Origin of the sequence: Marinobacter manganoxydans MnI7-9, from assembly GCF_000235625.1 — a bacterium.
Classification (GTDB): Bacteria; Pseudomonadota; Gammaproteobacteria; order Pseudomonadales; family Oleiphilaceae; genus Marinobacter; species Marinobacter manganoxydans.
Map to the genome: position 1 here is coordinate 50743 of NZ_AGTR01000002.1, position 24281 is coordinate 75023.

General features: G+C 58.5%; 25 protein-coding genes. 9 read left to right on the forward strand and 16 right to left on the reverse strand.

From position 1 onward, the window contains the following. Positions 1-2: 2 nt before the first annotated feature. Positions 3-1070: an A/G-specific adenine glycosylase gene (gene mutY / locus KYE_RS00550; RefSeq protein WP_008169303.1), complete on the reverse strand. Its 1068-nt coding sequence runs from the start codon at positions 1068-1070 to the stop codon at positions 3-5. Further along, positions 1070-3235 carry an AsmA family protein gene (locus KYE_RS00555; RefSeq protein WP_008169305.1) on the reverse strand — a complete coding sequence of 722 codons (2166 nt, stop codon included), beginning with the start codon at positions 3233-3235 and terminating at the stop codon, positions 1070-1072. Before KYE_RS00555 ends, mutY begins: the two co-directional genes overlap by 1 nt. A 193-nt stretch (positions 3236-3428) precedes the next feature. Here KYE_RS00555 and KYE_RS00560 point away from each other — a divergent pair, with 193 nt between their 5' ends. From KYE_RS00560 to hisF, 5 genes are all read left to right on the forward strand, one after another. After that, positions 3429-3890 (forward strand): SRPBCC family protein, encoded by a 462-nt coding sequence (locus KYE_RS00560; protein WP_008169307.1) that lies wholly within the window; start codon positions 3429-3431, stop codon positions 3888-3890. A 138-nt stretch (positions 3891-4028) separates the two neighbouring features. Next, entirely contained in the window at positions 4029-4622 is a 594-nt protein-coding gene (gene hisB, locus KYE_RS00565) for an imidazoleglycerol-phosphate dehydratase HisB (protein WP_007153401.1), read from the forward strand. Positions 4623-4693: 71 nt separating this feature from the next. Beyond that, positions 4694-5335 (forward strand): imidazole glycerol phosphate synthase subunit HisH, encoded by a 642-nt coding sequence (gene hisH, locus KYE_RS00570; RefSeq protein ID WP_008169314.1) that lies wholly within the window; start codon positions 4694-4696, stop codon positions 5333-5335. After that, positions 5329-6066: a 1-(5-phosphoribosyl)-5-[(5-phosphoribosylamino)methylideneamino]imidazole-4-carboxamide isomerase gene (gene hisA, locus KYE_RS00575; RefSeq protein ID WP_008169315.1), complete on the forward strand. Its 738-nt coding sequence runs from the start codon at positions 5329-5331 to the stop codon at positions 6064-6066. The genes hisH and hisA overlap by 7 nt, the downstream gene beginning before the upstream one ends. A 9-nt stretch (positions 6067-6075) precedes the next feature. Continuing rightward, complete coding sequence (hisF, locus tag KYE_RS00580) at positions 6076-6849, forward strand: imidazole glycerol phosphate synthase subunit HisF (protein WP_008169318.1); 774 nt, start codon at positions 6076-6078, stop codon at positions 6847-6849. On the opposite strand, the gene KYE_RS00585 is transcribed toward hisF, so the two are convergent. From KYE_RS00585 to gpmM, 4 genes are all read right to left on the reverse strand, one after another. Beyond that, the gene (locus KYE_RS00585) at positions 6846-7661 is read right to left on the reverse strand and encodes a divergent polysaccharide deacetylase family protein (RefSeq protein ID WP_008169319.1); all 816 of its coding nucleotides are present in this window, start codon (positions 7659-7661) and stop codon (positions 6846-6848) included. The two genes, hisF and KYE_RS00585, sit on opposite strands and share 4 nt — an antisense overlap. After that, complete coding sequence (locus KYE_RS00590) at positions 7658-9064, reverse strand: S41 family peptidase (protein WP_008169320.1); 1407 nt, start codon at positions 9062-9064, stop codon at positions 7658-7660. The genes KYE_RS00585 and KYE_RS00590 overlap by 4 nt, the downstream gene beginning before the upstream one ends. Before the next feature lie 97 nt (positions 9065-9161). Beyond that, positions 9162-10295 (reverse strand): murein hydrolase activator EnvC family protein, encoded by a 1134-nt coding sequence (locus KYE_RS00595; protein ID WP_008169321.1) that lies wholly within the window; start codon positions 10293-10295, stop codon positions 9162-9164. Between the two features lie 20 nt (positions 10296-10315). Further along, entirely contained in the window at positions 10316-11863 is a 1548-nt protein-coding gene (gpmM, locus tag KYE_RS00600) for a 2,3-bisphosphoglycerate-independent phosphoglycerate mutase (RefSeq protein WP_008169322.1), read from the reverse strand. Between the two features lie 147 nt (positions 11864-12010). Here gpmM and KYE_RS00605 point away from each other — a divergent pair, with 147 nt between their 5' ends. Together KYE_RS00605 and secB are read left to right on the forward strand one after the other, a co-directional pair. After that, entirely contained in the window at positions 12011-12427 is a 417-nt protein-coding gene (locus tag KYE_RS00605; protein WP_008169323.1) for a rhodanese-like domain-containing protein, read from the forward strand. Positions 12428-12571: 144 nt separating this feature from the next. Beyond that, positions 12572-13075 carry a protein-export chaperone SecB gene (gene secB / locus KYE_RS00610; RefSeq protein ID WP_008169324.1) on the forward strand — a complete coding sequence of 168 codons (504 nt, stop codon included), beginning with the start codon at positions 12572-12574 and terminating at the stop codon, positions 13073-13075. Between the two features lie 49 nt (positions 13076-13124). On the opposite strand, the gene trmL is transcribed toward secB, so the two are convergent. The 5 genes from trmL to traF all read right to left on the reverse strand — a co-directional run bounded on the left by trmL (position 13125) and on the right by traF (position 18253). Next, complete coding sequence (gene trmL, locus KYE_RS00615) at positions 13125-13589, reverse strand: tRNA (uridine(34)/cytosine(34)/5-carboxymethylaminomethyluridine(34)-2'-O)-methyltransferase TrmL (RefSeq protein ID WP_008169325.1); 465 nt, start codon at positions 13587-13589, stop codon at positions 13125-13127. A 5-nt stretch (positions 13590-13594) separates the two neighbouring features. Beyond that, positions 13595-14773 (reverse strand): acetyl-CoA C-acetyltransferase, encoded by a 1179-nt coding sequence (locus tag KYE_RS00620; protein ID WP_008169326.1) that lies wholly within the window; start codon positions 14771-14773, stop codon positions 13595-13597. 125 nt (positions 14774-14898) lie between these two features. Continuing rightward, complete coding sequence (locus tag KYE_RS00625; protein WP_008169327.1) at positions 14899-15645, reverse strand: pteridine reductase; 747 nt, start codon at positions 15643-15645, stop codon at positions 14899-14901. Between the two features lie 9 nt (positions 15646-15654). After that, positions 15655-16776 carry a CCA-adding protein gene (locus KYE_RS00630; protein WP_008169328.1) on the reverse strand — a complete coding sequence of 374 codons (1122 nt, stop codon included), beginning with the start codon at positions 16774-16776 and terminating at the stop codon, positions 15655-15657. Between the two features lie 175 nt (positions 16777-16951). Beyond that, positions 16952-18253: a conjugal transfer protein TraF gene (gene traF / locus KYE_RS00635; RefSeq protein ID WP_008169329.1), complete on the reverse strand. Its 1302-nt coding sequence runs from the start codon at positions 18251-18253 to the stop codon at positions 16952-16954. A 248-nt stretch (positions 18254-18501) separates the two neighbouring features. Between traF and KYE_RS00640 the strand changes: the two genes are divergently transcribed. Together KYE_RS00640 and KYE_RS00645 are read left to right on the forward strand one after the other, a co-directional pair. Continuing rightward, positions 18502-19050, forward strand: coding sequence for an LPP20 family lipoprotein (locus KYE_RS00640; RefSeq protein WP_008169331.1), 549 nt, complete (start codon positions 18502-18504; stop codon positions 19048-19050). Positions 19051-19086: 36 nt separating this feature from the next. Then, the gene (locus KYE_RS00645; protein ID WP_008169333.1) at positions 19087-20292 is read left to right on the forward strand and encodes a flagellar assembly protein T N-terminal domain-containing protein; all 1206 of its coding nucleotides are present in this window, start codon (positions 19087-19089) and stop codon (positions 20290-20292) included. Between the two features lie 12 nt (positions 20293-20304). On the opposite strand, the gene KYE_RS00650 is transcribed toward KYE_RS00645, so the two are convergent. From KYE_RS00650 to sufD, 5 genes are read right to left on the reverse strand one after another with little or no spacing between them, the layout of a single operon-like run. After that, the gene (locus KYE_RS00650; RefSeq protein ID WP_008169334.1) at positions 20305-20775 is read right to left on the reverse strand and encodes a SufE family protein; all 471 of its coding nucleotides are present in this window, start codon (positions 20773-20775) and stop codon (positions 20305-20307) included. Further along, positions 20776-21318, reverse strand: coding sequence for a putative Fe-S cluster assembly protein SufT (sufT, locus tag KYE_RS00655; protein WP_008169336.1), 543 nt, complete (start codon positions 21316-21318; stop codon positions 20776-20778). A 39-nt stretch (positions 21319-21357) separates the two neighbouring features. Continuing rightward, a complete protein-coding gene (locus KYE_RS00660; protein ID WP_008169339.1) occupies positions 21358-21711 on the reverse strand; it encodes a HesB/IscA family protein in 354 nt (117 codons plus the stop codon). A 13-nt stretch (positions 21712-21724) separates the two neighbouring features. Then, a complete protein-coding gene (locus tag KYE_RS00665) occupies positions 21725-22978 on the reverse strand; it encodes an aminotransferase class V-fold PLP-dependent enzyme (RefSeq protein ID WP_008169340.1) in 1254 nt (417 codons plus the stop codon). A gap of 6 nt (positions 22979-22984) precedes the next feature. Continuing rightward, positions 22985-24271 carry a Fe-S cluster assembly protein SufD gene (sufD, locus tag KYE_RS00670; protein WP_008169342.1) on the reverse strand — a complete coding sequence of 429 codons (1287 nt, stop codon included), beginning with the start codon at positions 24269-24271 and terminating at the stop codon, positions 22985-22987. Positions 24272-24281: the final 10 nt, after the last annotated feature.

Sequence of the window (24281 nt, forward strand, 5' to 3'; positions counted from 1 at the left end):
GATCAAAGCAGAGCTGCTTGCTCCGGTTCGGTAAGCAGCGACCGGATTGGAGCAGGCAGGCCGAGGTTCAGGGCTTCATGGCGGTGTAGCCATTTCAGATGATCCTTGTCTGCAACGGTGTTGGCGCCGCCGGTGACGTTTAGTCGGGCGGGCTGTATGTGCAGGTGGTAATGGGAAAAGGTATGTCGAAAGCCGTTGATAAGCTCTGGTTCTGCGCAATCCAGCCCCAGGCTCTGTTCGCAGGCTTCCTGAAGCTCATCGGCTCCGTAGGCCGGGTCTAGTTCCGGCAGGCTCCAGAGGCCGCCCCAGATGCCACTGGGCGGGCGACGCTCAAGCAGAATGCGCCCCTCGCCATCCTCAAGAATCACCATCCAGGTGGATTTCTCCGGCTTGGCCTTTTTCGGTTTGGAGCCGGGGTAGAGTGAGGTTTCACCCTGGGCGTAGGCTCTGCAGCCCTCTTGCAGCGGGCAGCTCTCGCAGGCCGGGCGGCTGCGGGTACACACCATGGCGCCGAGATCCATAATGCCCTGGGTGTAGTCGCGCACCCGCTGTTCCGGAGTGTGCTCTTCGGCCCGTTGCCACAGCTGGTTAAGCACGGCTGTCTGGCCGGGCCAGCCGGGGATGGCATGGTAGCGTGCCAGCACCCGTTTCACATTGCCATCCAGTATGGCGGCGCGAATGCCGAAGGCCTGGGCCAATATGGCGGCGGCTGTGGAGCGGCCAATGCCGGTCAGGGATTCAAGCTCCTCCTGGGTTTGCGGGAACTCACCATCGAACTCGCGCACCACCGTCTGGGCGGCTTTCTGCAGGTTGCGGGCCCTGGCGTAGTAACCAAGGCCGGACCAGTGGCTGAGCACATCATCCACCGGGGCTTCGGCCAGGGCATGAACGTCCGGGAAGCGTTCCATGAACGCTTCGAAGTAGGGGATAACCGTGGTTACCTGTGTCTGCTGCAGCATGATTTCGGAAACCCACACACGGTAGGCATTCCGGTTGTGATGCCACGGCAGGTCATGCCGGCCGTGGCAGTCGTACCATTGGAGCAGTTTGTTGGCGAAGCTGTCCGGCATCAGTTGAACAGTCCTTTGAGTTTGTCGCCGATCTGTTCCTGCACCTTTTCTTTAACCTTCTCTTCCGCCTTGGCTTTTGCCTTGTCCACTTCCTCACGGGCTTTCGCCTTGGCGGCATTTTCGGCGATGGTCTTCAGGGTGTCCCGGAAGCGGGAGCCGTCAAAGGAGCAAAGTCCTGCCGGGTCCTCGGCGAAGTTGCCACGGCACTCCACGGGAATAACCGCGTTTTCTACATATTCGGTAACGCGGCAGGCGTTGTCCCGGTGGATTTCACCAACGACTCTTAGCCCAACCTCATAATCCAGTTCGCTCTGGGCCAGATCCACCGTGCCATTGCCCTCGAGGCGCATGCCGGCCAGCGCCGCCACGAGATCTGTGTTGTTGAGGCTGTTGCCGTTGATTTCCAGGGTGCCGCGCATGTCGTTGAACGGCGTGGTAGTGCCCCAATCGGTGGTCGTCAGCTCATCCTGGTTGACCAGAGCGATGCCCTGGCAGGCCATGCGTGTGAGGTTCATTCGGCGGAACTCGCCCTCTGCGAGGTTGAAGCTGATCTGTCCGTCAGCATTGCTGCGCAGTGCCGAGATCCGGTTGCCAGAGGTGTTGGCGTTCACTTTGAGATTTGCCCCGCCGGCGAGCATATCCACTTCTGCCAGATCGGTGAGCAAAGGCAGGGTCTGTACATTGGTTACGTCTGAGCCAACGGTCCATTTCGGATTGTCGCTGCGGGCGTCGATGGTCACGTTGGCACCAAAGCTGCCCTCGTACAGTTTGCCGCTGAACTCATCAACCTTGAGCAGGCCGTTTTTCGCGGTGGTGCTGGCTTTGATTTCGTTGATAGTCAGGTTGCTGACGATCAGCTGGCCGAGTCCCAGATCAATATCCAGCAGCAGGCTGCGAATGGTCTCCAGGGGCAGAAGGTCGCCTTCGGGTCCGGCTGCAGCGGTTTCCTGGGATGCGGGTGCTTCCTCCGCCTCTCCTTCCGCTTTCGGTGGCAGGTATCGGTCGGCATTCAACTGGTCGCCCTGGAGCTGGAAGACAACGCCTGTGTCGGCAAGGTTGTAACTGCCGGAACCAGTGAAGGTGGTGTCATCCAGTTTGATGGTCAGGTCGGTGAGCTCCACCTTGCCGGCCGGACCGCCAATACCGGTGGAGAAGGCGATGGCTTCAAGTACGTCCGGATCGCTGGTTTCCACCGGGGGCTGGCCGAGGTTGTTCAGAAGATCCTTTAGCGAGAACTCGGCGATGGAGATCTCGCCGCTCAGGGTTGGCTTGTCGCCGAATCCGGTAACGTCAAGATCGGTCGACAAGTTCAGGTTGGCCAGGCTGGCGGTAAAGCCGCTCAGGTTAGCGGTCTCGTTTTCCAGGTTCGCCCTGGCAGAGCCCGCCAGTTCAGCCGTGACCTCTTTGCCACCGAACGGCTCTCCGGTCATGTCGAACACGGCATTCAGACCGGATACGGCCAACTCGTTGAGAGCCTCGTTGGCGGCGAGGCGGGCGCTGATATTGCCATCCACTTCAAACGTGGGCTGGGTGGTGGCTACCCGGAACCCGATTTCCAGCGGGAACTCGGAGCCCAGAGTAATGTTGCTGGCGTTGACGGTGAAATTCTCCAGCGTGACCGACTGGCCGGTACTCTTGTCGGTGTAGTGCACCTGGGCATTGCTGATCTGAACGTTTTCAACGTTGAAGTTCAGAGGCTCGCCGCCGGCGCCCTCGCTCTCCTGTGCCTGTTCATCCTGGGTTCCGGCCGTTTCCTCGGTTGCCGTTCCCGCCGCCTTCTCGGGCATAATGCGGGTCCAGTTGCCGTTGCCCTGTTCGTCCACTTCGAGTCGGGCGTCCAGCCCGTCCAGTACGAAGGTATTCACCCTCGGGGACATGGCAATCAGTGACCAGAAATCGATCTGGGCCACCAGTTGCTCAAGGGCAACAAAGCGGTCACCTTCCAGGGTGGCCTCTACGGAATTCAGCTCAAGGCCAAGTGGGATAAAAGACCAGCCGATGTCGCCTTCAAGGACCAGATCCAGGTTCGTGGCATCCTCAACGGCCTGTTCAATCTGCGGTTTGTAATCGTTGGGGTTGATCACGGCCATGGCGATGGCAACGGCAGCCACGGCAAGAACGATCAGTGCAACGATGGCAATCAGCACATAACGGACGGCTTTCATGATTCAGGCTTCCTTCCTATTTTTAGGAGCTTGCAGTATTCGCTGTGAATACCGACGCTAATGACCCAAAGGATAACGCAGGGTTAACAAATTAACAGCGCGGGAGTATGACAATGCGGTAGTGTTGGGCCAAAATACACGACCCTGATTTTCCGACTACATTGATACCTATAAACACAAGAAGGAGTTGGCCGTGGCTATTACCGTTTCGATTGAGCTGAACCGCGAACTTGAGATTCCGGGCAGCTATGATGAAGTGTTCGATTTGCTGGCGGATGTGCCACGTTCAGCCAGTCACTTCCCGAAAGTCCACAAACTGACCGACCTTGGCGATAACGCCTACCGTTGGGAAATGGAAAAAGTGGGCGTCGACAAACATGCCATCCAGTCGGTGTACGCTTGCAAATATCACTCGGACAAAGACGCCGGCAAGATTACCTGGGAGCCGGTGAAGGGCGAGGGCAATGGCGTCGTGAGTGGTTCCTGGACCATCAAGTCCAAGGGCGATAATGCCACCGCCGTGAAGTTCCAGACCAGCGCAGAGTTGACTGTGCCCCTGCCCAGCCTGCTCAAGTTGGCCATCAGCCCGGTTATCAAGCACGAGTTCAACAGCCTCGTAGACACTTACATGAACAATCTGAAGAAGGCGTTCTGACGCAGCCCTTTCTGCCATATACCTGCACTTCGCTATCGTAGCGATTAAACCGGTTGTGGGACTCCAGCCGACATAAAAGGTATAATCGCCGGATCGAATTTTTCCGGCTTTATGCCGCTCAATTGTCACGGAGTCCCCATGGCCGAACGCAAGGCTCGGGTAGAGAGAAATACCCTTGAAACCCAGATCACCGTTGAGATTGATCTCGACGGAACCGGCAAATCCAGTTTCGATACCGGCGTGCCGTTTCTGGAGCACATGATGGACCAGATCGCCCGCCACGGTCTGGTGGATCTGAATATCGTTTCGAAGGGCGACCTGCACATTGATGACCACCACACCGTGGAAGACATCGGCATAACCCTTGGCCAGGCCTTCAAACAGGCGGTTGGCGACAAAAAGGGCATTCGCCGCTACGGCCACGCTTATGTCCCGCTGGATGAGGCGCTCTCCCGAGTCGTTATCGATCTGTCCGGTCGCCCGGGCCTGATGATGGATGTGCCGTACACTCGCGGTGCCGTGGGTGGCTTTGACGTGGACCTGTTCGAGGAGTTTTTCCACGGCTTTGTGAACCATTCCATGGTGACCCTGCACATCGACAATCTGAAGGGTAAAAACACCCACCATCAGATTGAAACCGTGTTCAAGGCCTTCGGCCGTGCCCTGCGTATGGCGATTGAAATGGACGAGCGGATGGCCGGTATTACACCGTCTACCAAGGGTTCGCTGTAAACGCCGCGTCGCCAGAAGGCTCGCTTTAACCGGTCATGTTTGACCGGTCAATCAAGGACACCGCAACAACCATGAAAACCGTTGCCATTATCGACTACGGCATGGGCAATCTTCACTCTGCCAAAAAAGCAGTAGAGCACGTTGCCCCGGACACCACCGTGCTGGTCACCGACAACGCCGAAAAAATCCGTGAAGCCGATCGTGTCATCCTCCCTGGCGTCGGTGCCATTCGCGACTGTATGGCCGAAATGCATCGTGTCGGGGTAGTGGATCTGGTTCGTGAGGTCTCTCAGGATCGCCCGTTTCTTGGCATCTGCGTGGGCATGCAGGCCCTGATGTCCCGCAGTGAAGAGAACGGCGGCGTTGACTGCATCGGCCTGTTTCCTTCGCAAGTACGCTATTTCGGTGACCACCTCACGGAAAACGGCGAGCGCCTGAAAGTGCCCCACATGGGCTGGAACCAGGTGCAGCAGACCATTGATCACCCCCTTTGGCATAACATTCCCGAGGGTGACCGTTTCTACTTCGTGCACAGCTTCTACGCAGAAGCCGAGGGCAACGCCGATATGGCAGGCCGCACCCGCTATGGGGTGGACCTTGCGGCAGCAGTCGCGCGAGACAATATTTTTGCAGTGCAATTCCACCCGGAGAAAAGTGCCCGGGCGGGCCTGCAGTTGCTCGAGAATTTTACAAACTGGACTGGAAAATGCTGATAATTCCTGCAATCGATCTGAAAGACGGTAAATGTGTACGCCTGCGTCAGGGCCGGATGGACGACTCCACGGTGTTTGGTGACGATCCTGTCAATATGGCCACTCGCTGGGTGGAAGCCGGCGCCCGCCGGCTGCACCTGGTTGACCTGAACGGCGCGTTTGCCGGTGAGCCGGTCAACGGCGAGATTGTCCAGGCCATTGCCCGTAAATACCCGGATCTTCCCATCCAGATCGGTGGCGGTATCCGGTCGGCAGAAACCATCGAAGCCTACCTGAAGGCCGGTGTGCAGTGGGTCATCATTGGCACCAAGGCGGTGAAGGAGCCGGAATTTGTCACTGAGATGTGCAAAAAATTCCCGGGTCACATCATCGTCGGCCTGGACGCCAAAGACGGCCGCGTGGCCACCGATGGCTGGGCGGAGGTCTCGGAAGTGATGGCTACCGATCTTGCCAAGCGCTTTGCCAACGACGGCGTGGACGCGATTGTGTACACCGATATCAGCCGAGACGGCATGATGCAGGGCGTTAATGTGGAAGCAACAGCCGCACTGGCAGAAGAGGGCGGAATTCCGGTTATCGCCTCTGGTGGCGTGACCAATATGGATGATCTGAAACGCCTGGCTACCGTGGCGGACAAGGGCATCCTTGGTGCCATCACGGGTCGTGCGATCTATGAAGGCACCCTGGATGTCGCTGAAGCGCAGGCTTTCTGCGACGGTCTGAAGGGGTAAGGGCGGCTTATGGCTCTGGCGAAACGCATCATTCCCTGCCTCGATGTCGATAAAGGCCGCGTGGTGAAGGGCGTCAATTTCGTTGATATCCGCGATGCCGGCGACCCGGTGGAAGTGGCCCGTCGTTACAATGAGCAGGGTGCCGATGAAATCACCTTCCTCGACATCACGGCCAGCCATGAGAGCCGTGACACCACCTACGAGACCGTTGAACGAATGGCGGCGGAAGTCTTCATTCCGCTGACTGTCGGCGGTGGTGTGCGTACCGTGGATGACATACGCAAGCTCCTGAATGCCGGCGCAGACAAGGTGTCGATCAATACCGCAGCCGTGTTCAACCCGGAGTTTGTCCGGGAAGCGGCGGACCGCTTTGGCAGCCAGTGCATCGTGGTGGCCATTGATGCCAAGCGGGTGAGTGAACAGGGCGAGGAGCCCCGGTGGGAAATCTTTACCCACGGTGGCCGCAAGCCCACAGGGCTGGATGCCGTGGAATGGGCCCGCAAGATGGTGGAAATGGGCGCTGGTGAGTTACTGCTGACCAGCATGGACCGGGACGGCACCAAGATCGGATTTGATCTCGGGCTGACCAAAGCCATCAGCGATGCTGTGATTGTGCCGGTGATTGCCTCAGGCGGTGTCGGAGAGCTGCAGCACCTGGCTGATGGCGTGACTCAGGGCGGTGCCGATGCGGTATTGGCGGCGTCAATCTTTCACTTCGGACAGCACACCATTCCTGAAGCGAAGGCCTTCATGAAGGCCCAGGGCATAGAAGTCCGCGATTAATCCTTCTTTGCAAAAGCAGGTCGAATGGCCTGCTTTTCTCCTTCCGCAAACATCTCCCGATTGCCGTTGCGCATGGCCCAAAGGCCGCTGACCGTGGCAATGGCGATGCCTTGCTCATCCAGTTTGGGTAGGTGCTTCTCCAGGTAATCCACGGTGACTTTGTGAGGATGGCCAATGCCGATGGCGCTACCGTTTTCTTTGGCGCGCTTGATCAGCAGTTTGAACTGGCGGTCCACAAACTCTTCGGTCTGTTCGTGGTCGAGAAACACGTCCCGGGTCATGGTCGGAATGCGGTACGCCGCTGCGACATCACCGGCCACGGATGAGGCGATGGTGCGGCTGTCGATAAAGTACACGGGGTAGCGGAACAGCTCTTTCATGACCCAGTCCATGGGCTGCAGCTGCTGGGTCAGCAGGCTGCCCATGTGGTTGTTCACGCCCTGGACATGGGGAATCGACTGCAAGGCACGGCGAAGGGTGGTCACCATGCTCTGTTCGTCCATCTCGGGGGTCAGGCCGCCCGGGCCCAGGCCATAGTTGCGGGTGTTGGCCATGGGGGCGTGCAGCATGATTTCCTTGTGCTGCTTATAGGCGAGCCGGGCCAGGCTGTCCGTGTGTGGACGGTAGGGCAGAAAAGCCAGCGTGAGCGGCTGATCCAGGTTTGCCAGTCGCTCACCTTCAACAAGGCTGTGGCCCATGTCATCAATAATGATGGCAATGGTGGGCGGCAGTGCTTTTCGGGCCGGCTCCGCGGACACCGTGCCGGCGGTAAAACAGAATGCTACGGCCAGCAGAGTACTGACTACTCTCACTGATCGCTTCCTTCTGCCTTGGCGCTCTTGTTCGGGTTCAGAATCCGGATTCCCTTGAGCAGGTTCAGTGCCGAGCGTAGCTGATAATCCCGGTCGGCAAGAGAACCGGTTGCGTTCTGGGCATCATCGTTTCCATCCTGGTCCTGCCCCTCGTTCTGCCCTTCAAGGTGCCCGCTCAGATCCGCTTCGGTGAAGAACGGCTTGCTGTCGAGCTCCTTGAGTTCCGCCGGCCGTACTTCAATATCGGGTTTGATGCCGGTGGCCTGGATGGAGCGGCCATCCGGTGTGTAATAGCGCGCGGTAGTCATCTTGATGGCGTGGGTCTCATCCAGCGGAATGACCGTCTGGACGCTGCCCTTGCCAAAGGACTTTGTGCCCATCACCACAGCGCGCTCATGGTCCTGAAGCGCGCCGGCGAGGATTTCTGAAGCAGAGGCGGAGCCGCCGTTGATCAGCACGACAATAGGCGTGCCTTCCATGATGTCGCCCGATCGCGCGCTGAAGCGCAGGCGGGAACTCTGGATGCGGCCCTCGGTGTAGACGATCAGTCCGTCATCAAGCAGGGCATCTGCGGTCTCTACGGCCGCCTGCAGCACCCCGCCCGGGTTGTTGCGCAGGTCGATAACAAGGCCGTCAAGATCGCGTCCGAGTTCGTCTTCCAGTCCGTTGAGGGCATCCTTGAACTGCGAGCCGGTATCCGCCTGGAACTGGGTAATGCGAACATAACCGTAACCATTTTCCAGCATTCGGGATTTCACGCTGGTGACCTTGATAACGTCCCGTTCCACTTCGATTTCGATGGGAGCGCTTTCCCCCTCACGCATAATGGTGAGCGTCAGGATCGAGCCGGGTTTGCCCCGCATTAGCTGGACAGCCTCTTCCAGGCTCATGCCTTTAACCGGTTTTTCATCCAGCTTGATGATCAGGTCCCCCGCCTGAACCCCTGCCTTCTGCGCTGGCGTGTCGTCGATGGGGGCAATCACTTTCACAAAGCCGTTTTCCATGCCCACTTCAATGCCCAGCCCGCCGAACTCGCCGGAGGTGCTCTCTTCGAGCTCTTCGTAGTCCTTGGGTGCCAGGTAGGTGGAGTGAGGATCGAGGTCTGACAGCATGCCTTTAATGGCGCTTTCGAGGAGTTTGCGATCGCTTACTTCCTCGACGTACGCATCTTTGATGCGGCTGAATACCTCGGTGAACTTGCGGAGGTCTTCCAGTGGCAGCTGCTTCTCCGGATCCGGCAGGCTTATTTCCACGCGTTCGCCGTTCTGGATGCCTTCCAGCAGCTGCTCGGTGGCGGCGTCTTTATCCTGGGCCCAGGCCAGTCCGGAAGCGGTTGCGAAACAGGTAGCGAGAGCAATGCTGCGTAATGGCAAGGCGTGGAGTGTACTTCTGACCCGTTTCATTCACATATCCCGTTTTTATTCCGATAGTTGGACTGGTTTCCCTGACTCCGAACAGTATGGCGTTACCTGCGGCGTTTGTCAGCCCTCCCGGGGGCTCTCAGTTTGCCAGCCATCGGCCAGGGTTGTCGGGTTTACCATTGTGCCGGACTTCAAAGTAGAGCGCCGGGGAATCTGTGCCGCCGGTACGGCCCGCCTGGGCAATGGGTTCGCCGGCAGCCACCCAGTCGCCTGGGCTGGTAAACAAGCTGCTGCTGTGGCCGTACAGGGTCATGTAGCCGTCGCCGTGGTCGATGATGGTGATCAGGCCAAAGCCCCGAAGCCAGTTGGCAAACACCACCCGGCCATAGTGTATGGCACGGATCTCCGCTTCGTCCCCGGTTCCGATCAGCAGGCCGTTGCGACGGAGTTTGCCGTCGGCATAGCGCTCTCCGTAGCGGCTCAGGACCTGTCCCTTTACGGGCCAGGGCAGTTTGTTACGTAATGAGGCGAAGGGCTGGGATTCATTGGGTGAGGGGATGTTGTTGATCGCCTGCTGCACTTCCGCCAGCAGGTTTTCAAGCCGTTTGCGGTCGGATTCCAGTTCTTCCCGCTCGCTGCGCCGGTTCTGGATGTCGGCATTGAGGGCGGCCAGTGTCTGTTGGCGCTCCTTTCTCGATGCCGTCAGTTCCTGCTGGCGTTTAGCGACGTTTTCCTCAGTTCTGGCCAGTTCAACCCGGGTTGATTGCACGGCAGCCTGTGTGCTTCTGAGTTCTTGCAGGCTTTGTCTGAACGCCTCCAGGCGGTCGACTGTGTCCTTGCTAAGGTATTCGTAGTAGGTCATGGTCCGGGCGATCTTGTCCGGATCAATTTCGTTAAGCAGTACCTTTACGGCTGGCGCATCGCCTTCCATCCAGGCGGCGCGGATCTGCTTCTTGAGACTGTCCCGCTGGCGGTCAAGGGTTCGGGTGAGCTCCTGCGCCTCGCTTTCCAGTTCACGGAGCCTCTGCTGCTGCTGTTCGGCCTGCTGGCGCAGAGAGCGGCGTTCACGGGTCAGGCGGCTGATATTCTTTTCGGTCGCGGCAAGTTGCCGCTCCAGGGAGGAGCGGTCCTCTTCGGCGTCCTCCAGCCAATCGTCGATGTCCTCAATGCGTTCCTTGAGTTCCTCGATCTGAGCCGGGGTTACATCCTGTTGGGCTGTAGCCGGCGCTGCGCCCAGAAGGAGGGCGAGCGCCAGAATCGCGTGGAGTTGCAAGGGTTGGTTCCGTTCCCGGATCAGCCGATCTCAACCAGGCTGTGCCCGGTCATTTCCTTCGGTTGCTCCATTCCCATCAGGGCTAGGAGAGAGGGCGCAACGTCGCTCAGGCTGCCGTCGTTCTTCAACACAACTTTGCGGTGGCCGGTGTATACCAGTGGCACCGGGCCGATGGTGTGGGCAGTGTGAACCTGGCCTGAATTCGGATCGGTCATCTGTTCGCAGTTGCCGTGGTCAGCCGTGATCAGAGCTTCGCCGCCTACCTCATCCAGGGCCTCGACAACGCGTTTCACGCATTCGTCCAGGCATTCGGCCGCCTTGATTGCAGCGTCCAGCTTGCCGGTGTGACCAACCATGTCGCCGTTGGCATAATTGCAAACAACCAGATCGTACTTGCCGCTCTTGATCGCTTCCACCAGCTTGTCGGTTACCTCTGGTGCGCTCATTTCGGGCTGCAGATCGTAGGTCGCCACCTTGGGGGAGGGCACAAGAATGCGCTCTTCACCGTCGAACGGTGTTTCCAGGCCGCCATTGAAAAAGAAGGTTACGTGGGCGTATTTCTCTGTTTCGGCGATGCGCAACTGGGTCTTGCCCTGCTTCGCCATGTATTCGCCAAGGCCATTGGTAAGCTGTTCGGGCGGGTAGGCGCAGGAAGTTTTGATGTCCGCCGCATACTCGGTCAGCATCACGAAGTCGGCCAGTTCGGGGTGCTTCTTGCGCTCGAATCCGTCGAAGTCCTTCTCCACAAAGGTGCGGGTCATTTCCCGGGCACGGTCGGCACGGAAATTCATGAACAGCACCGTGTCACCATCGTTGATCGTTCCCTCGGGCTCGCCCGGAGCGTGGATCCGGGTTGGCGTTACAAACTCGTCGTTTTCCCCGCGCTCATAAGCCTGTTCCAGCCCGGATACCGGATCGGCCGCAGTGAACTCCGCGGTGCCCTGGGTCATCAGGTTGTAGGCCGCTTCCACGCGGTCCCAGCGGTTGTCGCGATCCATGGCATAGTAGCGGCCCACGATCGAGGCAACGCGGCCGACGCCGAGGCTCTTCAATTTGGCCGCGGCCTTCTCCAGGGATGGTTTTGCGCTGCGGGGCGGCATGTCACGGCCATCGAGGAAGGCGTGGATGTAAACTTCCTTCGCGCCACGTGCGGCGGCAAGTTCGGCAGCGGCAATAATGTGGTCTTCGTGGCTGTGTACACCACCGGGCGACATCAGACCCATGAGATGAACGGCTCGGCCGCTTTGGACAGCCTTGTCGATCGCTGAGCAGAGCACTTCGTTCTGCTGGAAAGTGCCTTCTTCCAGATCTTTGTCGATACGAGTAAGGCTTTGATAGACCACGCGCCCTGCGCCCAGGTTCATGTGGCCAACTTCCGAGTTACCCATTTGCCCTTGCGGCAGCCCAACAAACATACCCGATGTATTGATCAGGGTTTTGGGCTGGTTTTGCCAGAGTTTGTCCCAGAACGGGGTGCTGGCATTGCTGATGGCATTGTCTTCAGCCGGGTCGCGATGGCCCCAGCCGTCCAGGATAATCAGTGCAGTCGGCTTGCGCATTGCAGTCATCATTAAGTCCGGAAGTAAAATGTTAGTAAATTTACTAAAACGAAAACGAAGTTTATCTATTTTCGCATTTACTGGCCACTTTCGTCACCTTCTGTCCGGGGAGCAGGCTGTGTATAATCCCGCCAAACTCATTATCAGGGTAAATTCATGGACCGGTTGTTTGAATTTGTCGTTAACCACTACATTCTTGTGTCGCTGTTCGTGGCATTCCTGGTTGCCATTCTCATTCTGGAGTCCCGTCGTGGCGGTGCCAAGATCTCGGCCCAGGGTGCGGTCAATCTGATCAACAAGGATGAAGCCGTTGTAGTCGACATCCGGGACCGCAAGGAGTTTGGTGAGGGCCGCATTACCGGCTCGATCAACATTCCCCTGAACAGCCTGAAGAGCCGGGTTGGTGAGCTGAGCAAGTTCAAGGACAAACAGATCATCGTTGCCGACAAGATGGGCCAGCATTCTGCCATGGCGGTTAAACAGCTGAACGCGGAAGGCTTCAGCAATGTGGTTCGCCTGAACGGCGGCGTTGCCGACTGGAAAGCCAGCAATCTTCCGCTGGTGAAGAAATAGAGCGGCCCTTGATCTGAAGATCATTCTGCCGCACTGTTTCACATAAGCCGGCCCGGCGCCAACGTAAAATGTCCCGGCAGCACACTTCATAACATCCCATAACAGCGGGCCCCGAGCCCATGATCGAGAACGAAAGGATTGAAAATGGCTGAGAATCAGCAAGCCGCAGCAGGCAGTGACAACCAGAACCAACCCCAGTTTGCCCTTCAGCGCATCTATGTGAAGGACCTGTCTTTTGAGTCACCCAACTCTCCGCTGGTATTTCAGGAGCAGTGGAAGCCGCAGGTGAATCTGGATCTGAATACGTCTCACAACAAGGTCAGCGACAACCAGTACGAGGTTGTGCTTTCCCTGACCGTCACCGCGAAAGTGGGTGAGAAGGTAGCTTACATCGTCGAGATCCAGCAGGGCGGCGTGTTCCTGGTGCAGGGCATCGAAGGCCAGCAGCTGGGCCAGATGCTGGGCGCCTACTGCCCGACCATCCTGTTCCCGTATGCGCGCGAAGCGATCGACGGTATTGTGAGCAAGGGCAGCTTCCCGGCCCTGATGCTGGCGCCGGTGAACTTCGACGCCATCTATGCCCAGGCGCTCAAGCGCAAGCAGGAAGAAGCTGCTGGCGAGGCAAGCGAAGAGCAGCAGACTCACTGATCCGAACCACTGTGATCAGATATAAAAAAACCGGCTCAGGCCGGTTTTTTTATGTCGCTCCGTTAAACCCCAGCTGCCGCCAGGCCTCGTAAACCGCCAGGGCTGCGGTATTGGAGAGATTCAGGCTGCGGCTATGCGGTTGCATGGGAACCCGCAGGCGATGCTCAGGCAGCAACCCCTCGCGGACATCAGCGGGAAGGCCGCGGGTTTCCGGGCCGAACATCAGGTAGTCGCCATCCTGGTAGCTCACTTCGTGGTAATGGGCGCTGCCTTTGGTGGTGAACCCGAACAGGCGTCCGGGTTGCTCGCTGGCCAGGAAGTCCTGGTAACTCTTGTGGATCCTGACCGTTGCGTACTCGCTGTAATCCAGCCCGGCCCGCCGCATCTGTTTGTCTTCCAGGTTAAAACCCAGCGGTTCAATCAGATGCAGCTGGCAACCGGTGTTGGCGCAGAGCCGGATGATGTTGCCGGTGTTCGGCGGTATCTCCGGCTCGTACAGCACAACGTGGAGCATGAAGCTTAGCGCTCGACGGCCAGGGCAACGCCCATGCCGCCACCGATGCACAGTGTGGCCAGGCCCTTGTGAACATCGCGGCGAACCATTTCATGCAGCAGGGAGACCAGAATGCGGCAGCCGGATGCGCCGATGGGGTGGCCCAGGGCAATGGCGCCGCCGTTCACGTTAACCTTGCCGGTGTCCCAGCCCATGTCGCGATTTACAGAAATAGCCTGGGCTGCGAAGGCTTCGTTGGCTTCCACCAGGTCCAGATCTTCCGTGCTCCAGCCGGCAAGCTTCAGACACCGCTGGCTGGCCGGGATCGGGCCGGTGCCCATAATCGTCGGGTCCACGCCTGCGTTGGCGTAGGCCTTGATGGTGGCGATCGGAGTCAGCCCCAGTTCTTTCGCTTTCTCGGCACTGCAGACCATCACGGCTGCGGCGCCATCGTTGAGGGATGAGGCGTTGCCGGCGGTAACGGTGCCGTCTTTCTTGAAGGCCGCACGGAGTTTGCCAAGCCCCTCGGCAGTGACGCCGTCGCGGGGGCCTTCATCGCGGTCAACGACAATCGGGTCGCCCTTACGCTGGGGAATGGAGACCGGAACAATCTGCCCATCGAAATAGCCGGCTTCGCGAGCGGCGGCGGCCTTCTGCTGGGACGCCGCTGCAAACTCGTCCTGCTCGTCCCGGCTGATGCCGTATTTCTCGACGATGTTCTCGGCCGTGATGCCCATGTGGTAATCGTTGAAGGCGTCCCACAGGCCGTCCTTGATCATGGTATCCACCATGGACCAGTTGCCCATCCGCTGGCCATTCCGGCTGTTGGGCAGCACATGGGGCGCCTGGCTCATGCTCTCCTGGCCACCGGCGATCATCATCTCGGCGTCGCCACAGCGGATGGCCTGTACCGCCATGTGAACCGCTTTCAGCCCTGAGCCGCAGACCTTGTTGATGGTCATGGCGGGCACCGACGCTGGAATGCCGGCGTTAATGGCAGACTGGCGAGCCGGGTTCTGGCCAACACCGGCGGTAAGAACCTGACCCAGTACCACCTCGTTGATCTGGTCACCGGCAACGCCGGTTTCTTCCATTAGTGCCTTGATGACGGCGGTTCCCAGCTGGTCTGCGCTCAGGCTGGAAAGACCTCCGCCAAAGGTTCCGATAGCAGTACGGCGGGCGGCAACAATAACGACATCACGCATGGGAATTCTCCGGATCAGTGGCGCGCGCGGGATTGGGGCCGGCGCGAACAGGATTGAAAACTGCTGGCATTGTATCCGGAAAGCGGTCACCGGCCAAAGATCAGGTCCGTCATGCGCGGGTTGTACTACATGTTCAGGCTTCGGCCGCCATCAACAGAGACGATTTGCCCGGTGATAAAGGGCGCATCGCAGATCAGGAACGCAATGGTTTCGGAAATATCGTCAGGGTTGCCGGTGCGGGCCAGTGGCGTCTTCTGAAGGATTGCCTGTTGGGCGGATTGATCCATCTCGGCTTCGCCCTCTGGCCAGAGGATTGCGCCTGGCGATACGCCGTTCACGCGCACGTCCGGCGCCAGGTCTTTTGCCCAGGAGCGCGTCAGGGCAGCCAGGCCGGCCTTGGTGGCGCAGTACAGCGGGTGATCATCGATAGGCCTTTCACTGTAAATATCGATCAGATTTACGACGCTGCCGCGGTTTCGCCGAAGTTCGGCCAGGCATCCCTGAAGCAGGAAAAATGGGGCCCGTAGGTTGGTGTTCAGGATTGTGTTCCAGTCGTCTTCGGTGGCGTCTGCGGTCGGGGTGGGGTAGAAGACCGATGCATTGTTCACCAGTGCGTCCAGTCGGCCCCACTGTGCGATGGCGTCACTGGCCAGCCGGTCCACTCCAGTTAACTGGCTCAAATCCGCCTGCAGGGCGCAGGCGGAGTCGGGCCGTTGGCGGTTCATCTGCGCAATCAGTGAGTTCGCCTGCTCTTCCCGGGTCCGGTAGTGAATCACCAGGTTCCACCCTCTTTCGTGAAGTGTCCGGGCAGTCTGTGCGCCAAGACGGTGGGCTGCGCCGGTGATCAGGGCAACAGGCGTTGTGGACGGCATGGTGCCTCCTCAGTGGTTGGTCGGGGCGACGGCGTCGCCGATGCGTTTCAGGCGTTCAGTCCGGATTGCGCTGCCCAGTTTCTTGCCTTTATACCCTTGCGCCAGGAGGGTTCTCGGCTCAACGCCGGTCGCCGCTTCCGAGGCGGTTCGCAGCAGGTCCAGTGTGAGGGAATCGCCCGGCAAGGCGCACTCGAGCACCTTCGTGAGTTGCGAAAAACGTTCCGGGCGGCGCCAGACGTCCGCCTGGTCGAGCAGGTCCAGAAGCGTTTCGGCTTCCGGGCTTTGCGCATCAATGTCCCGGATCTGGGGTGTGAAGGCAGTAACCAGTCGCGCCAGATTCTGACAGTCATTGGGTGCCTTCAGGGCTTTGCCCCTGTCCTTTGCAACAGGGGCATCCAGGGGGGAGAGCAGGGCCGCAAAACGCTCCTCCGTCTCGGCGTGCAAGCGGCGGTGGACGCAGCCAAGTGCCGCCATCGCGAGTTGAAAGACTTTTTCCGAAGCTAATTCCGGAATAAGAACCTCAAGGGCGCCGCAGTCACGAAGAACTTCGAAAAAGGCCTCGGGCGCCTGTTCATGCAGCGCCCGCTGGAATTCTTGCCAGACCCGTTCGGGTACCAGGTGGTCTACTTCTCCGCTATCCACCATGCGCTTCATCAGGGCCATGGTCTGGTCGCACACGGAAAATCCCAGCGGGTGAAAGCGGGCTGCGAACCGAGCTGTGCGAAGAATTCTCAGGGGGTCCTCGGCGAAGGCCTCCGAGACATGCCGAAGCTTGCGATCTTCAATATCTCTGCGGCCTTCAAAGGGGTCGACCAGATCGCCGTTTTCAGCTTTTGCCATCGCATTGATGGTCAGGTCCCGGCGCTTCAAATCCTGCTCAAGGGTGACGTCGGGCGCGCTGTAAACAGTGAAGCCGTGGTAGCCGCGCCCCTGTTTCCGCTCGGTGCGAGCCAGGGCATATTCTTCCCGGGTTCGGGGATGCAGAAATACCGGGAAGTCCGCGCCCACCTGCTTGAAGCCGTTGGCTAGCATTTCCTTTGGAGTTGCGCCGACCACCACCCAATCCCGGTCCTTGACCTCAAGGCCGAGTAATTCGTCACGAACGGCACCGCCAACCAGATAGGCCTGCATGAAATCGCTGATTCCTTTCGGGAGTGTGTCGGTGGATTATCCGGTTCCCGGGCAGGGCAGGCAAACCTGTGACGCATGAGGGCCATAAAAAAGCCCGCCCGGATTGCCCGGGCGGGCTTTGATTGGAGCTTGGGGTCAGATGAAATCTTCATCTGACCCCACTTTCAGCTTTCCATCAGAACGCGGTGCCAAGCTCCAGGGCGGCACCGGCATCTGCATCGCTGTACAGGGCGCCGATATCGAGGCGGACGCCGACAATGTTCAGTCCGAGACCTGCCGTGAACTGGGTTTTCTCTTCAATGCCGTCGTTGTCATCGTTGCTGGCCAGGTTGTGGCGAACACCCACCCGCAACTGGGCGTAACGGAAGGCGTCGAATTCGGCGCCAAGGGCTGCCCACTGGGTGTCGTCCTCAAAGCCAAAGGCTTCCTTTTTGGTCAGGTCCACTTCCGCGGTGATAACGTGGTATTCGCTCTTGTGCGCGATGCCCGCTGTAACCATCGGGTCCAGCTTTAATGTGCGAACTTCCTCTCCGAGCAAAGGCCGGCTCGCAGCGGAGTCGAGCTCCATGGGGATCAGGTTTTTAACGACAATTCCGGTGTTCCACTGGTTGGAATCACCAAAGCTGTAGGCTGCGCCCACGTCGAGGTTGAAGCCGCTCTTTTCAGTCTGATACTGGTCATCGTCGAATTCGTCATCTTCGAAACCGGAAACCGCTTCCGTGTACTGGAAGGTGCGCAGCTCCACGTATTTCGGCGACAGGCCAAGCTGGAAGCTGTTGCCATCCTGTAGCTCAAAAGCCCGTGCGAAGCTGATGCCCACTTCCCCGACGGCGGATGCCAGTATTTTTCCTTGTGAAGTCAGGTTCAGGGTGCCATTCGTACTGATCTGGTCGACGGCATTCTGAACGTCCTGGGCCGTTGCTGCAGTGGCAATCGCATTCAGTGCGGTAATATCCTGATCGGACACGTCACCACGAACGGTTGCTGTCAGGTTTGCATTGGTAAACACGCCGACAGCCAGAGATTGTCCCGGCACAGCCAGGCCCAGCCCCAGACCGGCGTTCACTCGCATGGTGTCCCTGTCGAATTCGGTCAAACGGTCGCTGAGATCGGCGGCGCCGTCCTGAATACTTTGTGGGTCGTCTGTATTGGGATCAAAACCGGAAACCAGCGATTCAAGATCAGTGATTACATCCTGAATATCATCCACCTGGTCAACTGTTTCTTCCTCATCCGCTGCGCGAGCATTCACCGAGGGCAGCATCAACCCAAAATCATCGTTCCAGCTGTGGTGATCGGAGGCCATCATCGCCGGGTTATCCATCGGCGCTGATGATGGTGTTGCTACAGCGACGCCAGTGCCACCCATGGCAAAAGAGCGGGCAGACATAAACGACTGCGGGCTGGCCAGTGCAGAACTGGTCGCAATGGAAAGACCAATAGCCAGAGAAAGTTTGGTCAGGCGATATCCGGTCATGAAGAATCCTGTCAGGTAAAAAGGCAAAATAGATGTTACGTACCTGAAAGGGTAAGGCAGAACCTTATCCAGCTCATGACGCATGGGGTAACGGTTTGTTTTTGATGTGTAAACAGAGGCAGTTTTTTGCCGCATAGGGATTGCAAAACAATACGGTTGGGAGTTGTTGATCGGAATATCAGGCAGTTAGAAAAACTGGCGTAGTTTTTTCATGGGAAACCGGAAATGACGTTTTCTGGAGACACGCAATGAACCTTCGCTGGATACTTATGCCTCTGCTGGCAACAACGGTGGCTGCTTGTGCGCCGGTTGGCAGTTATCAGGGGGATAACGGCAACCAGTCCCGCCAGGATACGATGCTGGAGCCAATTACTGTGCGGGTGAGCGGTCTGGGGACCTATGAGGATGTTGCGGCCGACCGTTCAAATACCCGCAAACGTCTGATGGCCCGGCGGGCCTCCCAGCTGGACGCCTACCGGAATCTCGTTGAACGGGTCTACGGTACCGTCGTGTACGGCAGTTCCACCGTTAATGATTTTGTGCTGCGCAATGACACCTTCAGAACCTACGTGGACAGCTACATTCGCGGCGCCAAATTGGTCGCGGTCAACGAGCACAGCGACGGTGTCTTCGAAACGGTAATGGAACTGAAGCTCGAGCCACGTTTCCGGGCCTGTGTGGCCAAGGTTGCCGATGATCAGGTGCAGGATATCTGCCCGATTCCCATGCCGCAGGAAAATGACAGCGTGGGCGATGTGCAGAGCAAAGGCGTGGATTCCCTGTATTACCTTGATTGATCGAGAGTATAGAGAGTGTAGGGAGTATCGAGAATTATGAACCGCTTGCTGTCACTGGCTGTGCTCGGAGCTCTGGCGCTCTTCGTGGTTTCTGCCGCCCATGCGGTGGTTCTGGAAGGCGTGGGCCATGCCAATATCCACAATGGCAACCTGGAAGCCGCCCGGGCCGAGGCCCGCAAGGCCGCAATCCGCGACCTTTCCCTGCAGTATGAAGCCAGGGTTAGCACGCACGACACCATGAAAAACGGCGTGATCACTGAGTCACGGATGGATCTTGCGTCAAGCGCCAGAGCCCGGAATGTGCGGGTAATTGATGAGTACCAGAGTGGCAATCTGTTGCGGGTGATTGTCCGGGGCGATATCAGCGAGAGTCGCAGCCAATGCGGATCGGGAGATTCCGGACGCCTGAAAAAGCGCGTCGCAGTGACCGGGTTTCCTGTCCTGTATCCGGACCAGGCCAGAGTCGGGCGGATTGATGACGCCGGCGAAATCTTGCCGCAACAACTCCAGCAGCGTTTGGTGGCTCAGGGCGGATTGCAGGTCTTTGGTGCGACAACCTCACGGATGTTCACGGATCTGCTGAACGCGCCTACGGTACAACAGGGCGACAATCGATTGACCAATGTACTGGAACTGGCCCGTGAAATGGGCGTTCAGTTCGTAGTGACAGGCGTTATCCGGGATCTTGGCGTTGCGGATCCGTCAGCGTGGGGCACCTCCGTGCTGGATAAAATGCAGCGGGGCATCGGGGCGGTAGATCAACGGCGCCGGTTTGCGGCTGATCTCGTTATCTTCGACGGCTTCAGTGGCGCGCCGGTCTATCGTCAGAGATTTGAAGCCGCGGCCGATTGGGATGCCGGGCCTGGCAGTTCAGCAGGGTTCGGCTCTGCCGGCTTCCAGAAAACCGCCTACGGTCAGGCTGTCGAGGATGTTATCGCAGACATGGCGATGGCAGTAACGGATGCATTGGCGTGTCAGCCCTTCATGACCAGAATTGCGCGGGTAGACGACTTTTCTGTAACGCTGGAATCCGGGGCTACAGCAGGCCTCAGGCCGGGTGATGAGTTGAAGATCTATCGCAGCAAGCGCTACCTGGAATCACCAGATGACTCACCAGAATTGCAGGACAGCGACTTGTCAGTGACGCTCGAAAAAGTTCAGCCGCATTTTAGCCGGGGTACCATGCCGCAACTGGGCGGCATCGTGAATATCCAGAGAGATGATATAGCGATTATCTGGTAGGGCTGACGGGCATCAATTGCTGGCGTTGGCCACCTCGGCGGCCGCAATGTCGCGGATCTTGCCAACCATCGCCCTGAGCCCGTTGCCGCGGGTCGGGGAAATGTGCCGGAACAGGTCCAACTGCTCGAATAACTCATCAATGTCCGTGGCCAGCAGGTCCCTCGGGGTTTTGCCGTTAAGGGCGACCAGGATGATGGCAGCCAGTCCACGAACAATCATGGCGTCGGAGTCAATCAACAGGTACAGCCGGCCACTGTCTTCATCGTAATGATGAATCAGCCAGACCTGGCTCTGGCAGCCATGAACATAGTTTTCTTCAACCCGGGATTCCTCGGGAAACGCAGGAAGCTGCTTGCCCAGATCAATGATAAAAGCGTAGCGCTCTTCCCAGTCGTCCAGCAGCTCGAAGCCATCGAGAACGTCATCCAGGGTGGTGTCTTTACCCAAGGGGTTGTTCAGAAAGTCCTGTTCACTGGCAGTCATTTACAGCATTCCCAGTTCGAGTTTGGCTTCGTCGGTGAGCATTTCGTTGCTCCAGGGCGGATCGAAGGTCAGTTCAACGGTCACCTTGTCCACATTGGGCACATGCTCGAGCTTGGTTTTCACATCTTCGGTTATCACCGGGCCCATGCCGCAGCCGGCGGCAGTCAGCGTCATCAGCACGTACACATGGTTGCCGTCTTCGGTGCCATTTTCAATCCTGCACTCGTAAATCAGGCCCAGATCCACTACGTTCACCGGAATTTCCGGATCGTAGCAGTTCTGCATGGCTTCCCAGACCTGGTTTTCGTTGACGGTGCCGTCTTCCGGGGTTTCAAAGCTGCTTTCCAGGGGTTTCTTGCCGAGCGCGTCGGCATTGTGGCCTTCAATCCGGGCAAGGTTACCGTTAACAGCGACCGTAAAGGTGCCACCCAGCGACTGCGTGATGGTCACAAAGGTGTCCGACGGAATCATGATTTCGGTTCCGGAAGGAACAAGGCGGGCTTCCACCTCGCGTTTGGTCAGGACCACTTCCCGTTCTTGCATGCCTGTTCGGGCCTCGCTCTTTTCAATCTTTATATCGGATTACGCGACGGTAAAACTTTCGCCGCAACCGCACTCTGCGGTGGCGTTCGGATTGCGGAACTGGAACATGGAGTTCACGCCCTCCGTCACAAAATCGATCTCGATGCCGTTCACCAGCGGCAGATGCTCTTCTTTCACGAAAACATCGACGCCATCAATGTGAAACACCTTGTCGTCGGCGGCGGTGTCTTCCACCCATTGGGTTTCGTATTTGAAGCCGGAGCAGCCACTTTTCTTGATGGCCAGCCGAATGCCCTTGGCGTCCGGCTTTTTCTCCAGCTGTTTGCGCACGTGCTTGACCGCGCTGGGCGTCATGGTGACGGCGACGGTCGGGGTGAAGACTTCGGCTGTCATAATTCCACCTCCATCAGGCAAACAGACGCTGGACTTTCTGCAGGGCGGTAAACAATGTATCCACCTCGTCCAGAGTGTTGTAGAACGCGAATGAAGCCCTGGCTGTACCGGGAACTCCATAGAAATCCATCAGCGGCATGGCGCAATGGTGACCCGTGCGGATTGCGATTCCCTGCTGATCCAGCAGCGTGCCTATATCACTGGGGTGCAGGCCGGCAATTTTAAAGGATATAACCGGCACTTTGTTTTTTGCCGTACCGATAATCTCCATGCCGGGTACGGTTTCCACCAGCTGGTTGGCCCGCTCAAGGAGGCCGGTCTCGGCCGCTTCCATGGCGGAACGATCCAGGCCGTTCAGGTAGTCGATGGCGGCTCCCAGTCCGACTGCCTCGGCAATGGCCGGGGTGCCTGCCTCGAATTTGTAGGGCAGGGTATTCCAGGTGGTCCGTTCAAAGGACACTCGTTCGATCATCTCGCCGCCGCCCTGGTAGGGAGGCATTTCCTCCAGCAACTGGGCCTTACCGTAAAGCACGCCAATACCAGTGGGGCCAAACAGCTTGTGCGATGAGAACACGTAAAAGTCGCAGCCCAGCGCCTGAACGTCCGGCTGGTAATGAGGTACCGCCTGGGCCCCGTCCACCAGGGTGATGATGCCGTGGGCCTTGGCCTGTTCAATCAGGGCCGCCACCGGGTTCACCGTGCCAAGCACGTTGGAAACGTGGGTGATTGCCAGCACCCGGGTCTTCTCATTGAGCAGGCTGGTGAAGGACTCGAGGTCCAGCTCGCCTTCCGGTGTCACCTGAACAGGCACCACTTTCGCACCCGTGCGCTCGGCAATCATCTGCCAGGGCACGATGTTGGCGTGGTGTTCCATGTGGCTCACCAGGATCTCGTCACCAGCCTTCAGGCGCGGGGCGAGCCCATTGGCAACTAGGTTGATGGCCTCGGTCGTGCCGCGGGTCCAGATAATTTCCCGGGTGCTTTCGGCGTTCAGGAAGTTTCGAACCGTCTCGCGGGCACCCTCGAAGGCGGAGGTCGCACGGTCTCCCAGCGTATGGGCGCCCCGATGGACGTTGGAGTGCATCTCACGGTAATACCGATCCATGGCATCCAGCACAGCCTCCGGCTTCTGGGCCGACGCACCGTTGTCCAGATACACCAGGGGCTTTCCGTTTACCTGCTGGGACAGGATCGGGAAATCCCGGCGAATCGCGTCCACGTCGAAGGTGGTGCGCTTGGCGGTGCTTGCCACGGACAGATCGGTCATAACCGGTTACGCCTCCTGAAATGTCTGTTCGAAGAAGTGGTTCAGACGGCCCTGGACCGTCTCCCGCACTGCTTCAACCGGAATCTGCTCGACCAGCTCGTTGATAAAGGCCATGGTGAGCAGAACGTTCGCCTGACGCCGGCCGATACCCCGTGAAACCAGGTAAAACAGCGAGATTTCGTCAAGCTGGCCGATGGTCGCGCCATGGGCACATTTCACGTCATCGGCATAGATTTCCAGTTCCGGCTTGGTGTCAATCTCTGCCCCGTTGGACAGCAGCAGGTTCTTGTTGTTCATATCCGCATTGGACTTCTGGGCGTCCTGATGGATATGAATCCGGCCATTGAACACGGCGTGGGACTGGTCCGCTGCGATATTCCGATAGGTTTCTTCGCTGTTGCAGTGGGCAGCCACGTGCTCGATGGTGGTGTGGTTGTCGTAGTGCTGTTTGCCCTGGGTAACAACTACCCCGTTGAGCTTGCACTCAGCGCCTTCACCTTCAAGCCGAACCTGCAGATCGTGCCGGCGCAGGGGGCCACCAAACCCAACGGTATGGCTTTCAAACCGCGAGCTGCGCTGTTGCAGGACGCCGGTGGAGCCAATGTGCTGGACGTTCTCGCCTTCCATGTTCAGGCGAATGCTGGTGATGTTGGCGCCGTCGGCCACATTGAATTCAGTGACGGTATTGACCATGACCTGGGCCGAGCCGCTGGAGATGTACTCCTCCACCAGCGTAATCTGGCTATGACGGCCGGCATCCACGAAAATGCGCGGGAAAGCCGAACCGCTGGCCTCGGCCGTTACCTCGTGAACAATGAACAGCGGCTGGTCGAGCACTGCGTCCGGCTTCAGGCGAATCAGCAGGCCGTCTTCAAAACGGGCTGAATTCAGCCGGGCCATCTGAACCGCCTTGTTGTCCAGGGTGCTGTCCAGGCGATCCGCCAGATCGCTGGCTTCCTCATCGCTCAGATCGCCGAAGCTCTTGATGCTGATGCCGTCCAGATCCGGATATTCGCAGGCCTCTGGCATCATTACACCGTTAAGGAACGCAACCTTGTAGCCGGGCACTGCCAGGCCGCTGCCGGTCTTGCCATCCGCCGGCAGGGAGATGGCCATGTCGTCGGTCAGCTTCAAGTACTTGCTGGAGTATTTCCAGTTTTCGGTTTTCCGGGTCGGCAAGGGCATGTCGACCAGAGCGGTTCCACGCTGCTTGCGCAGGGCGAGCAGGGGCTCCGGCAGGGACTGCCCGGCCGGGTGCAGGAACGCGGTGGAAAGAGTGGGTGCTGGTTTCATTCCGCGACCT